Source organism: Clostridiaceae bacterium HFYG-1003 (assembly GCA_024579835.1).
GTDB lineage: Bacteria > Bacillota > Clostridia > Clostridiales > Clostridiaceae > JG1575.
The window spans coordinates 1,324,942-1,338,905 of sequence record CP102060.1 but is presented as its reverse complement, the minus strand read 5'-3'; the positions used below and the strand labels follow the sequence as shown (position 1 = coordinate 1,338,905).

Here is a 13,964-nt window from a genome sequence, read left to right as displayed (position 1 = left end):
CGGGAAAGATAGTAATAATTCTTTGGCTGACTTATAATGGAGGCTAGATTGTGAAAAAGGATGGAACATATGCCTGATATTAAAGAACTTTACCTAACAAACGGTCTGCGTTTGATAACTATAAAAAAAGACAGCCAGATCATGGCGCTGAACCTGGGGTTCCGGGTTGGCTCCATGATGGATCCCCCCAAGCAGAAAGGAATGACCCACGTTCTGGAACATATGCTGTTCACCGGAACGACCCGGCGCAGCCATGATGCCATTAACGAAGAGTTTGAGTTTCTGGGCGGCGACGTCAACGCTTTTACGGATCTGACGCAATTGATCCTTTCGGTATCCGCCTTGTCCGGTGAAATGGAAGCGGCTCTGGACCTGGTGTCCGATCTGGTTCAAAACACCGACCTGACTCAGTCGGAGCTGGACCGGGAACGGTCCGTCATACTCAGTGAATATAAAGAAGGGCTGGAGGATCTGGAGACCATTTCCTATGATCTGCTTTATGCCAGGGCCTGGCCGGAGGAGCCGCTCCGGTACGATGTGATCGGTGATGAAGCATCCATCGCGGCGGTGACGCTGGCAGATCTGAAACGCCACCGGCTTCAGTACCTGACACCGGATCAGGCGACCCTGGTGCTGGCTTCCCATGAGCCCCATGAAGTAATGCAGGAAAGGGTCCGTCGCTATTTCGAGAGCTGGCCTGCCAGAGGCGTTCAGTCATTTTATTTCCATGATTCGCCAAACCATACCGGAGAATGGGAAACCCCCACAGACTCTTCGGAAATGGCGACGGTGACGCTGCTTTATCATTTTCCGGATCTGGATCCGGCTCAGGAAACTGCCCTGAAAGTGTTGAACCGCCGGCTGGGCGACTCCGACAACTCTCTGCTGTTCCGGGAAATCCGGTTAAAGCGGGGCCTGTCCTATGATATTTATTCGGGGCTGGATCTGACCCCCCACGTACGGACACTGGAAGTTTATTGTGCCACGGAACCGGAAAATGTTCAGACGGTCCTTCAGATCATTATGAACATCATCGCGGATCTCAAAGCGGGGCGAATTCCCCTGACGGAGAAAGATCTCCAGCTGTCCCAGAAAATGCATCGAACTCATATCGCAGCACTGCTGGACGATACCCCGGCACTGTGCAGCTATGTGGCGGCCAACGCGCTGGATGACAGGGCGCTGCTTCATTATGAGGAAGAGCTCCGGGAGATGGAAAACCTGTCGGTGGATGAACTGCGTCAGGTAGCCCAGCTGGTGTTTTCTACTCCGACGATCTCTCTGCTTATACCACAGCATGACGAAGAAGAGGCTGATTCTTTCGCTTAGAGTGGCAGTCACTCAGGTAGCCAGTCAGCTCACCGGACCCGCCCGCGGCTGTCAGCGGCACAGGGGATACAGCAAGCTGGCTGGCCCAGGGGTTGGGGCCGGCTGCAATCCACGACCAGGAGGTGGCATTGATGCATATTAAACGAATTGAACCGGCGACCGGAAAAAAAGGGTATGTCAAGGTCTCAGCAGCCTGGGAAGATCATGAAGCGAATCTGACGCCCCAGGACTGGAGCGATCTGATGGAGGACCCCGAATCTCCCGAATTCCTTTTATCTCAGGAAGTCGCATTCCGAAGAAGTCTGCGTCCGGAATCCCGCATCGAGTTGCCGGAGCTGCGCGAACTGATTGTGGAAGATGAACTGGTGAAAGCCCGGGAAGCGGGACTTCACCTGCTTGATATACGTATGCGAACTCGTAAAGAGGTCCGCGACAAGCTGAAGGAGAAAGATTTTTCCGACCGAGCCATTGAGGCGACCCTGGAGAGCCTTGCTTCGTATGGTTTTCTGGATGACGAAAAATTCGCGCAGGCTTATCTGAAAGAACGGATCCGTCAGCGCGGCTCCAGAGCTATCGAACAGGAACTGGCCCAGAAGGGCGTAGATCGCGAGATCGCCCAAGACCTGCTCGAGGACATGAGCGATGCGGAAGAATCCCACGCACTGGCGGCCTGCCGGAAAAAGGTTCTGAGTCTGAAAAACCGAGGATTGGAAGAGAACAAAATTCGGGAAAAAGTTTATCGGTTTCTCCTCTCACGGGGCTATGATTACAATTTGATCAAAAAGGTTTATAATATGACTTTAGAACAGGCTGAGGAAGAATGATTTAACCTCAATTTAACCATCCGGCTCCACTTGCCTGCTATGATGAGATAATAATATCCGCCATCCGGCCGCTGTGCCGCGGGAGCGCCCGCGCCGCCAACTAGCCGAATGAAACAAACGATAAAAAATTTATAACAAATCTCTGTTTTCTGCACCGGACCCGGGTCTGGCTGGCAGACCATCAAAGAGGGGATGTACATGTCATTAAAATACAGTATTGGCCTGGATGTCGGTTCCACCACAGTTAAAATCATTGTTCTCAATGATGAACACGACATGATTTATTCCACCTACCGCCGCCATTTCTCCGATGTGAGAAGTACAGTCCGGGGCATCGTGGAAGAGGTTTATGAATTATTGGGTGATGTTCCGGTGACCATCAATGCAGCCGGCTCCGGCGGATTTGGCGTCGCTGCACTGTTGAACATCCCGTTTTCTCAGGAAGTGATCGCCTGTACCCGGGCGGTGGAGACCTATATTCCGCAGACGGATGTTGCCATTGAGCTGGGCGGTGAAGATGCCAAGATCACATTCTTTGGCAAAGCCATGGATCAGCGCATGAACGGCACTTGTGCCGGGGGCACGGGAGCGTTCATCGATCAAATGGCCAGTCTCCTGAAGACGGATGCTCAGGGTCTCAATGACCTGGCAAAAAATCATACGACCATTTATCCCATCGCAGCCCGCTGCGGTGTATTTGCCAAGACCGACGTGCAGCCCCTGATCAATGAGGGCGCTCGGCCGGAGGACATTGCAGCCTCCGTGTTCCAGGCGGTAGTGAATCAGACCATTTCCGGTCTGGCCTGCGGCCGTCCGATTCGGGGCAACATCGCCTTCTTAGGCGGTCCGCTGTTCTTCTTGTCGGAACTGAGACAGCGTTTCATTGAGACGCTGAACCTTTCCGATGAGGCTGTCATCAGTCCGGAACACTCCAATCTGTTCGTCGCCATCGGTGCGGCGCTGATCTCGGAAGAATCCGATGCGGTGAACTTCTACACCGTGGTCGAGCGACTGCGCAGGAAGCGGGAAATCACACTGAATGAAGTCGAGCGCCTGCGGCCACTGTTTGAAACGGAGGCGGAGCTGACAGAGTTCCGGGCGCGCCACGATCGCGAACGGGTGAACCGGGTAGCCATCGATGAGGTGGAAGGACCGCTCTTCCTTGGGATTGATGCCGGTTCCACCACCTCCAAGGTTGCCCTGGTGGACCGGGATCGGAATCTGGTCTATTCCTTCTACGGTTCCAATGAAGGCAAACCGCTGGATAAAGTCGTCGAAGAGGTCAAGAAAGTATATGAAGCACTCCATGACAAGGTCTGGATTGCCAACTCCTGCGTAACCGGTTATGGCGAATCGCTGATCCGCGAGGCCCTTGGCGTCGACATCGGCGAGATTGAGACCATTGCCCATTACAAGGCTTCCGATCACTTCCTCCATGGCGTGGACTTTATCCTGGATATTGGCGGGCAGGACATGAAATGCCTGCGCATTAAAAACGGCGTCATTGATTCCATTTTGCTCAATGAAGCCTGTTCCTCCGGCTGCGGCTCGTTCATCGAGACCTTTGCCCGGGGACTCAATACCACGCCGCAGGGCTTCGCAGGGGAAGCTTTGACCAGCCGCGCCCCGGTGGATCTGGGAACGCGCTGCACGGTGTTCATGAACTCCCGGGTCAAACAGGCCCAGAAAGAGGGAGCCAGCGTGGGCGACATCTCCGCAGGACTGTCCTACTCGGTTATTAAGAATGCCCTGTATAAAGTTATTAAGATTCGCAACCCCAAAGAAATGGGGGAGAAGATCATCGTTCAGGGCGGTACATTCCATAATGATGCCGTACTGCGGGCCTTTGAACTGGTTTCGGGTGTGCAGGCCGTGCGCCCGGACATTGCCGGCCTCATGGGCGCCTATGGAGCTGCTTTGATTGCCCGGGAACGGTTTGAGGAAGGCCACCAATCGACCCTGCGGAGCCGGTCCGATATCGAACAGTTCAGCTATGAAACGGATCTTCGCCGCTGCGGCCTGTGTGCCAACAACTGTCAGCTTACGATCAATAAATTTACCGGCGGGAAGCAGTTCATTTCGGGCAACCGGTGTGAGCGTCCGTTGGGAAACCTGGAGAAATCCACCATTCCCAACGCCTTTGCCTATAAATTTGAACGAACCTTCAAATACTATAAGCCATTGAAGAAAGAGGAGGCCCGACGCGGCGTCATCGGCATTCCACGGGTGCTGAACCTGTACGAGAATTATCCCTTCTGGCATACGGTTCTGACGGATCTGGGCTTTTCGGTGCTGCTCTCGCCCCAGTCGTCCAAACAGCTCTATGAGATGGGCATTGAGACCATTCCTTCGGAATCGGTCTGCTATCCCGGGAAACTGGTGCATGGTCACATTGAGTGGCTGATTCGAAAAAAGCCGGATCTCATCTTCTATCCCTGCATTCCCTTTGAGGAAAAGGAATTCAAGGGAGCTGACAATTTCTACAACTGCCCCATTGTGACCTCCTATCCGGAAGTCATTAAGAACAACGTGGACAATCTCAAGGAAAGCTCCATTCCCTTCCTGAACCCGTTCCTGAACATTGGTGACCGCGACAAACTGGCTCGCCGGCTGTATCAGATCTTCAAGAACCGGTGCGATATCTCCCTGTCAGAATGGGAAGCGGCCTGCCGCAAAGGCTTTGCCGAACGCGATGCGTATAAGGCCGACATTCGCCGGTTTGGCGAAGAAACCCTGGAATATCTCCGCAAACACCAGATCAAAGGCATTGTTCTGGGCGGACGGCCTTACCATGTTGATCCGGAAGTGCACCACGGCATCCCGGAGGTGATTACCTCCTTTGGCATGGCGGTGCTGAGCGAAGATTCCATCTGCCATCTGGACCAGACCGAGGAGCGGCAGCTTCGGGTCGTGGATCAGTGGACCTACCATTCCCGGCTCTACCACGCCGCCTCTGTGGTCAGCGCCCGGGAGGACCTGGAACTGGTTCAGCTCAACTCCTTCGGCTGCGGGCTGGATGCAGTGACGACCGACCAGGTTCAGGAGATCCTCTCCGGCGTCGGCAAGATCTACACCTGCCTGAAAATCGATGAAGGCAACAATCTGGGCGCGGCCCGCATTCGGATCCGGTCGCTCAAGGCAGCCATGGAAGAGCGTCAGCGCAATCAGTACGTACCGGTACCCGAAGCGATTGACTGTACCCCCATCACGTTCACCAAAGAAATGAAAAGGCAGCATACCATTATTTCACCTCAGCTTTCACCCATACACCTCCAGTTTGTCGAGGCTGCTCTCCAGTATTCCGGATTCCGGGTCGTTCTGCTGCCTGAAGTCGACAAAGGTGCGGTCGAAGCGGGTCTGAAGTATGTCAATAATGACGCCTGTTATCCCAGCATCCTGGTCACGGGCCAGCTGATCAATGCGCTGCAGTCCGGTGAATATGACCTGGACAACACGACAGTGGTCATCACCCAGACCGGCGGCGGCTGCCGTGCCACCAACTATGTGGCCTTCATCCGCAAAGCGCTGCGCGATGCCGGGTTTGCCAATGTACCCTGCGTTCCACTCTCGGTTCAGGGATTTGAAAGCCATCCGGGCATGGCGTTTGATCTGCCCACGCTGTCCCGAGCCGCTCAGGGACTGATCTACGGCGATCTGCTGATGCGGGTGCTGTATAAGGTCCGGCCTTATGAGAAGGTCGCCGGTTCAGCCAACGCCCTCTATGACCACTGGGTCAACCGCTGCATCCGGAGCCTGAAAAAGGGCAGTTTCCTGGAATACGAACGCAACTGCAAGGCCATCGTAAAAGACTTCGATGAATTCCCGATCCATGAAAATCTGGTGAAGCCAAAGGTTGGACTGGTAGGGGAAATCCTTGTCAAGTTCCACCCGACGGCGAATAATTCAGTGGTAGACATTATCGAAAGCGAAGGGGCGGAAGCCGTAATGCCGGATCTGATGGATTTCTTCCTCTATTCCGCACTGGATTCCGACTACAAGCATAAGTACCTGGGAGGCTCCATGACTTCGGCCCTGGGCGGACATGCCGGCATTGCCGGTATTGAGTTCTTCCGCAAGGCGATGAAGAAGGCCCTGAAAACGTCCAATCGGTTTTACCCGCCGGCCTCAATCTATGATCTGGCGAAAAAGACCGAACCAATCCTGCAGCTGGGCAACATGACCGGAGAAGGCTGGTTCCTGACCGGTGAAATGCTGGAACTGCTGCATGAAGGCGTCCACAATATTATCTGCATGCAGCCCTTTGCCTGCCTCCCGAATCATGTTACAGGAAAGGGCATGATCAAGAAGCTGCGGGAAATTCACCCCGAAGCCAATATCGCGGCCATCGACTATGATCCAGGCGCGTCGGAGGTCAACCAGCTCAATCGGATTAAGCTGATGCTGTCGGTAGCGTTTAAGAACCTGGCGGGGAAGGAAATCATTGAACTCAATCCGAGCCTGACCCAAAAAGTCGGCAGCCGCCTGGTTGAAGTTTTAGCCAAAGAAGGCTATAATAGCCTCATTGAAGATAACTAATCCATCACCGATGATGACGGATCCTTTGCGATTCTGATTCATTGCGGCTCTGAATCATTGAGATTCTGATTCGTGAAACCCAGTGATGCAGGGATCTTTATTCCATGAAGCAGACGGCTCCATGAACTGAATAGCAAAAGCGCATATAGAAAAGAGGAGTATGTTCGGGGACCCTTTGCAGAGAATCGATCCAAGGCTGAAAGATCGACAGGGGAAAGGAACGGAAGGTAGCTTTTCGAGCTGTCCCGGAGAAAACTTAGTAACCGGGAACGGTCCGGATGACCGTTATCTGATGAGAGCCCATCTCAGGTGGGAATTAAGGTGGTACCGCGGGTCTTCGTCCTTATGTGACGAAGGCCCTTTTTTATTTTAATTTTTTTGGGGAGGAGCAACCGATGAAAGAAGAAAAAGTCGAACGGCGGATTATCCAATCAGAATACCAGGATTTGAAGATCAACTGCACCTTGCTGGAAAATCCAGACTCAAGAGGCCTGTGTGTCCTTTTCCCGGGGAAGGGTTATACAGTTGACAAACCGCTGCTGTATTATGCCACCCGTCTGGCGATGCAAAAAGGATACAATCTGCTGATTCTGTCCTACGGCGAATTCAGTCTGAATGAGCGCACCAGGCATGCTATGGGAAATCTGGTGTCAGGTGTCGTGGACGAGGTTCTGACCGGAGAAGATCGAAGCGGCGACCTGGTCTTTCTGGGGAAAAGCGTGGGAGCACTGTTTGCCTCGGACGCCGCGCAGCGCCAGAATCAGCCGGTCCGCTGCGTCTATCTGACGCCCATTGACCAGATGGTGGACACCATGGCCCTTCAGATCGGGATCATCAACTTCATGGCCTTCACCGGCAGCGAAGACCACCTGCTCGATCATGAGAAGGCCCTGGAAACCCTCGGCGAGGCGGCTTCCAGGCTCAAGGTTTATCCGGGAGCTGACCACAGCCTCAACGCCGGCACCATTTCGGAATCAGTTCGGATTCTTTCAGATGTACTGGAAGAGATTGGCCGGTTTATCGAATAAGCGGCCTGGCTGATGAGGCATCAGCGAACCATGAACCCAAGACACTGCAACTGGTTTTAAAGTACAAATTTTTGAAACAGGAGTCGCGAAGCCGTCAATTCAGCAGGATTCTGCTGAATCGGGGCGGTTCGAACAGATTGCCTGAAGGAAGGATGATAAAAGATGGAAGACAAACGCATGAAAACGGATCTGGCAACAACCTATGATCCCAGGCAATTTGAAGAACGACTGACCAAAACCTGGCTGGAGGCGGGCTATTTTACCCCGACCGTTGACCCGGAGAAGAAACCATATACCATTGTCATGCCGCCGCCTAATATTACCGGCAAGCTTCATATGGGCCATGCCCTGGACAATGCACTGCAGGATATACTGATCCGGTTCCGCCGGATGCAGGGATACTCCACGCTGTGGCTGCCAGGCCAGGATCATGCGTCCATCGCTACCGAAGTGAAAGTCGAGAATGAACTTCTGGCCAAAGGGATTGTGAAATCAGAAATCGGCCGGGAGAAGTTCCTGGAGTACACCTGGGACTGGGCGAAAGAATACCGCGAAAAGATTAAGGGTCAGCTGGACCGGCTGGGCTGCTCGGTGGATTATTCCAGAGAAGCCTTTACCATGGATGAAAATCTGTCCCGGGCCGTGCGGCACACCTTTGTCAAGCTGTACAACGAGGGACTGATCTACCGCGGCCAGCGGATAACCAACTGGTGCCCCAAGTGCCTGACCGCGATTTCCGATGCAGAAATGCAGTATGAGGAAAGAAACGGCCATTTCTGGCACATCAAGTACCCATTCACCGATGGCTCCGGCTATCTGGAAATTGCCACCACGCGTCCTGAGACGATGCTGGGGGATACGGCCGTGGCGGTTCATCCGGAAGATGAACGGTTCCGTCACCTGGTCGGAAAGACGATCCGGCTGCCGCTGACGGACCGGGAGATTCCGGTCATCGCGGATTCCTATGTGGACATGGACTTTGGTACGGGCTGCGTCAAGATCACGCCGGCCCACGATCCCAATGACTACCAGGTCGGGCTGCGCCATGGTCTTCAGGAGATCGTCATGATGGATGAGGAAGGCCGGATCAACGAAAAGGGCTACGCTTATCAGGGACTGGACCGCTATGCGGCCAGAGAAGCCATTTTGAACGATTTGCAGGCGCGGGGACTGCTGCTCAAAACCCGGGACATCGTGCACAATGTATCAACCCACGACCGTTGCGGCACGACCATTGAACCCATGATTTCCAACCAGTGGTACGTCAAAATGGAACCGCTGGCCCAGCCGGCCATCGACGCGGTTCGCACCAAGGAGATTCAGTTCATTCCCGAACGAATGGAGAAGACCTATTACAACTGGATGGAAAACATTCAGGACTGGTGCATCTCGCGTCAGCTGTGGTGGGGACATCAGATTCCCGTCTGGTACTGCGAGACCTGCGGTGAGGTCATTGCCGCGGAGGAAACTCCGGACTACTGTCCTTCCTGCCGGAGCGAGCGCCTGCGTCAGGATGAGGATGTCCTGGATACCTGGTTCTCATCCGCTCTGTGGCCGTTCTCAACCTTAGGCTGGCCGGAACAGACTCCGGATCTGGATTACTTCTATCCCACCAGCACCCTGGTGACTGGCTATGACATCATCTTCTTCTGGGTGGCCCGCATGATCTTCTCCGGACTGCACAACATGGGCAAAAAGCCCTTTGATACCGTTCTGTTCCATGGCATCGTCCGTGACGAGCAGGGCCGCAAGATGAGCAAGTCGTTGGGCAACGGCATTGATCCGCTGGATGTCATTGACCAGTACGGCGCGGATGCGCTGCGCTACATGCTCGTTACCGGCAATGCTCCGGGCAATGACATTCGCTACAACGACGACAAGGTGGAATCAGCCCGTAACTTTGCCAATAAGATCTGGAACGCATCACGGTTCGCCATGATGAACCTGGATGCCGACCTGATGAAGCGGTATGAGGACTGTGAGGAATATTCTCTGGCGGATCAGTGGATTCTGCATCGCAACAATGAAGTGATCCGCGAAGTCAGCGAAAACCTGGAACGCTTTGAAATCGGAATCGCACTCCAGAAAGTTTATGACTTCCTGTGGACTGAATTCTGTGACTGGTACATCGAACTGAGCAAGACTGCGTTCACCGGAGCCGATGAAAAGGCCAAAGGCGTCACCATGAACGTTCTGGTCAAGGTGCTGTCGGATGGATTAAAGCTGCTCCATCCGGTCATGCCCTTTATCACCGAGGAAATCTATACCCATCTGACCGGAGAGGAAACCATCACGCTGGCAGCCTGGCCCATTTATGAAGATCGCTTCTCCTTCGGGGAGGAAGCCCGTCATATGGACCATATCATTGCTGCCATCAAGTCAATCCGGACGATTCGGCAGGAAATGAACGTTCATCCCGGCCGCAAAGCCAAGACCTACATTCTACCGGCAGCAGACGCCAGAGAAGCCTTTGGGCAGAGCGGTGCCTACCTGGAACGGCTGGGTTTTGCCAGTGAAGTGATTTTAGTGGAGTCCAAGGAAGGACTGGCCGATACGGTCACTCTGGTCACCCCGGGCGGAGAAATCTTCCTGCCCCTGCTTGATCTGATCGACAAGGAAAAGGAACTGGAGCGTCTGGGCAAGGAAATTAAAAAATATCAGGGAGAAGTCAGCCGGATTGAAGGCAAGCTCTCCAATGAGAAATTTGTGGCCAAAGCGCCGGAGAAAGTAATTACCGAGGAACGGGTCAAATTGGAGCAGTATCGCGATCTGCTGGCGAAAACCCAGAAGAGTTACGACGAAACGCTGGTGCTGTAACATGGAGCTGATGACGGAACGTCTGCTGCTCCGCCCCGTATGCGAGGGCGACATCGAGGAAATCACCAGAATTTGCCAGGACCCGCAGATCTATCAGAACACCTTGCTGATCCCCCGGCCCTATACCAGAGATCATGCCCTGGCGTGGCTGGGAACGATTGAAACCAGCCGCCGCGAAGGGCGGGCCGGACATGATTTCGCGATCTGTCTGAAGGAATCGGGGAAGTTTATCGGAGTGATCGGCCTGTCGCCGTTCAACCGGCATGATGAAACAGAAGCCGGCTACTGGCTGGATCGAACTTACTGGGGGCAGGGCTATATGACGGAAAGCCTGAAGCGGGTGATCGAGTTTGCTCTGACCCAGGGTGTTCACCGCGTCATTGCCAGGCATTTCTCTTGGAACAAGGCTTCCGGCCGGGTGATGGAGAAGGCGGGGATGAAGCAGGAGGGCGTGCTCCGGCAGGCTGTGAAAAAGGACGGGGCATATCTGGATCTCGTCTGCTATGGCATCCTGAAGAATGAAGTCAGAGTCTCCCCGGGACGCGATCGTCAGGGTGATTACAGCGCCCGGTAGGACCTGCCGGCAATCAGAACCGGAAGGGGAACCCACGGACCCCTTCCGGCTCTTTCTATGCTAAAATAGACTATATCAAACGAACCGAATCAGAAAATCGGATCGTGCATTCGGAGTATGAGTACTATGGATATTAAAGAAGCAATGGCCTTCATCACCGGGACCCAGAAATTTGGCCAGAACCTGGGACTGTCCCGCATGGAATGTATGCTCAGCAAGTTGGGAAATCCGCATCTGGATCTGCGAGTGATCCATATCGCCGGAACCAACGGAAAGGGGTCGGTGGCTGCCATCACCTCGGAAGTGCTGATGAAGCACGGGTATACCGTTGGATTGTATATCTCGCCCTATATCGAAGAATTTAATGAACGAATCCAGATTAACCGGAAGAATATTGACGATGCCGATCTGGCCTTCTATACGGAAAAAGTCGCGGGAGCCGTGGCCGAGTGCGTTGCGGAAGGCTTGGAGCATCCGACGGAATTTGAGATCATCACCACGGTCATGTTTCTGTATTTTCAGGCAAAGCAGCCGGATTTCTGCGTGATCGAAGTCGGTTTGGGCGGCGATCTGGATTCCACCAACGTGGTTTCACCGCTGCTGTCGATAATAACTTCCATCAGCTTTGACCACATGAATGTGCTGGGAAACACCATTGGCGAAATCGCTCAGGCCAAGGCCGGCATCATCAAACGCGGGGTGCCGGTGGTGGCCTATCCGCAGCTGCCTGAAGCGGAGCGGGTGATTATGGAACGGGCCCGGCTCATGGAGAGCCCGATTGAATTTGTCGATCCAAATCACGTCTCATTCCTTGGCTTTGCCGAGGAAACAGGGGTTCAGCGAGTGCGTTATGAAGCCGGAACCTGGGACTTTGAAGCGAACCTGCGCCTCCTGGGCGTGCATCAGCAGGTCAATTCCCTGCTGGCGGTGTCGGCTCTGTATCGGCTTTCTCAGGTCGCGGGCCTGAATTTGTTGCCGGATCTGGTCGCCGAAGCAGTGGAGACGGTCCATTGGATGGGGCGCTTTGAGATCATGAACCATGATCCGCTGGTGATCATTGACGGAGCTCATAATGTCGATGGCATCCGGCAGCTCAAGAATTCGCTGAATTTTTACTATCCGGACCGCCCTTATATTCTGATCCTTGGAATTCTGGCCGATAAGGATACCCATCAGATGGCGGATCTGATTGCCCGCGACGCGAACGCTGTGATCTGCGTGACCCCCAATTCTACCCGGGCTTCTCTGGCACAGGATCTCTATCAATACATTCATACATTCAATGACCACGTAACCTGGGAAGAGGAATACGACACGGCGCTGTCCAGCGCGCTGCGGCAATGTCCGGATGACGGTTATGTCATCGCGTCCGGTTCCCTCTATATGGTGGGTGACATGCGGCGCACCATGCGGCAGAGATTCGGTCTGCCCTATGAGCACTAATCGGTTTTAACAAACGGGACGCACAATAAACGGGAGGAAATTATGATAGATATCAAATTGCTCAGAAATCAGCCGGATCTGGTCCGGGAGAATTTAAAAAAGAAATTCCAGGAGGCCAAGCTGCCGCTGGTGGATGAGGTACTGGAACTCGACATCAATTACCGGGCCGCACTGACGGAAGCAGAAACCCTGAAGAGTCAGCGCAATGCGCTGTCCAAAGAAATCGGCAAGCTGATGGGGCAGGGCAAACGCGACGAGGCGGAAGCGATTAAGGTGAAAGTACAGCAGGAAGCCGATCGTCTGGCGGAGCTGGATGTCGAAGCGAAACGCCTGGCGGAAGAAATCCGGGTTCGTATGATGGTGATTCCGAATATCATTGATGATTCAGTGCCCATCGGCCGCGATGATTCCGAGAATGTCGAAGTGGAACGATTTGGCGAAGCCCTCGTCCCGGACTTTGAAATTCCTTATCACATGGATATCGTCGAAGCCCTCGACGGAGCCAGCATGGATACGGCCCGCAGAACCTCAGGCAATGGCTTCTGGTTCCTGAAAGGCGACATGGCGCGGCTTCATTCCGCCATCATGAGCTATGCTCGGGATTTCATGATTGACAAGGGATTTACCTACTGCATTCCGCCTTACATGATTCGCGCCAACGTAGTAGAAGGCGTCATGAGCTTCACCGAACGCGACAACATGATGTACAAAGTCGATGGGGAAGATCTCTACCTGATCGGTACGTCCGAACATTCCATGATCGGCCAGTATATCGACAGCATCATCCGGCCGGAGGAACTGCCCCTGACCCTGACATCCTCTTCCCCCTGCTTCCGCAAGGAAGTCGGCGCCCACGGCATTGAGGAACGCGGATTATACCGGGTACATCAATTTGAAAAACAGGAAATGATCGTGATCTGCGAACCCGCCGAATCCATGGACTGGTTCCATAAAATGGCAGACATTACGGTGGAGTTCTTCAGGACGCTGGATATTCCGGTTCGCAAGCTCGAATGCTGTTCCGGCGACCTGGCTGATCTGAAGGTCAAATCCGTAGACGTGGAAGCCTGGTCTCCCCGTCAGCAGAAATTCTTCGAGGTCGGTTCCTGCTCGAATCTGGGGGACGCTCAATCGCGCCGGCTTTCCATTCGAGCCAAGGGATCGGACGGAACATACTTCCCCCATACCCTGAACAATACCGTGGTGGCCCCGCCCCGCATGCTCATAGCTTTCCTCGAAAACAACTACCAGGAAGACGGCACAGTCCTGATTCCCGCAGTTCTTCAGCCTTACATGGGCAATAAGACAAGAATCGTAAAGCCGTAAGCCAGTCGGGCACCCGCCCATAGGGAAAGAACAGGAGCTATTCTGCCATTTGACAGGATAGCTCTTGCTGATGACGGGAAAATAAGG

The 13,964-nt window shown here is 53.9% G+C and carries 8 protein-coding genes and 1 other annotated feature; all 8 genes read left to right on the top strand.

The genetic code is table 11. The features are described from left to right. The first annotated feature begins 69 nt into the window (after positions 1-69). The 8 genes from NQU17_06090 to serS all read left to right on the top strand — a co-directional run bounded on the left by NQU17_06090 (position 70) and on the right by serS (position 13,877). Positions 70-1,329: an insulinase family protein gene (locus NQU17_06090; protein UUM13124.1), complete on the top strand. Its 1,260-nt coding sequence runs from the start codon at positions 70-72 to the stop codon at positions 1,327-1,329. 131 nt (positions 1,330-1,460) lie between these two features. Beyond that, entirely contained in the window at positions 1,461-2,153 is a 693-nt protein-coding gene (locus NQU17_06085) for a recombination regulator RecX (GenBank protein UUM13123.1), read from the top strand. 198 nt (positions 2,154-2,351) lie between these two features. Continuing rightward, positions 2,352-6,689: a 2-hydroxyacyl-CoA dehydratase gene (locus NQU17_06080; GenBank protein UUM13122.1), complete on the top strand. Its 4,338-nt coding sequence runs from the start codon at positions 2,352-2,354 to the stop codon at positions 6,687-6,689. A gap of 135 nt (positions 6,690-6,824) precedes the next feature. Continuing rightward, positions 6,825-7,037 (top strand) — a binding site (T-box leader). A gap of 47 nt (positions 7,038-7,084) precedes the next feature. Next, positions 7,085-7,717: a hypothetical protein gene (locus NQU17_06075; GenBank protein ID UUM13121.1), complete on the top strand. Its 633-nt coding sequence runs from the start codon at positions 7,085-7,087 to the stop codon at positions 7,715-7,717. 162 nt (positions 7,718-7,879) lie between these two features. Continuing rightward, complete coding sequence (locus NQU17_06070) at positions 7,880-10,534, top strand: valine--tRNA ligase (protein ID UUM13120.1); 2,655 nt, start codon at positions 7,880-7,882, stop codon at positions 10,532-10,534. A 1-nt stretch (position 10,535) separates the two neighbouring features. Beyond that, on the top strand, positions 10,536-11,108 hold the full coding sequence (locus NQU17_06065) for a GNAT family N-acetyltransferase (GenBank protein UUM13119.1): 573 nt from the start codon (positions 10,536-10,538) through the stop codon (positions 11,106-11,108). 126 nt (positions 11,109-11,234) lie between these two features. After that, on the top strand, positions 11,235-12,551 hold the full coding sequence (locus tag NQU17_06060) for a bifunctional folylpolyglutamate synthase/dihydrofolate synthase (GenBank protein UUM13118.1): 1,317 nt from the start codon (positions 11,235-11,237) through the stop codon (positions 12,549-12,551). A 42-nt stretch (positions 12,552-12,593) separates the two neighbouring features. Continuing rightward, on the top strand, positions 12,594-13,877 hold the full coding sequence (gene serS, locus NQU17_06055; GenBank protein UUM13117.1) for a serine--tRNA ligase: 1,284 nt from the start codon (positions 12,594-12,596) through the stop codon (positions 13,875-13,877). The last annotated feature ends 87 nt before the right edge of the window (positions 13,878-13,964 follow it).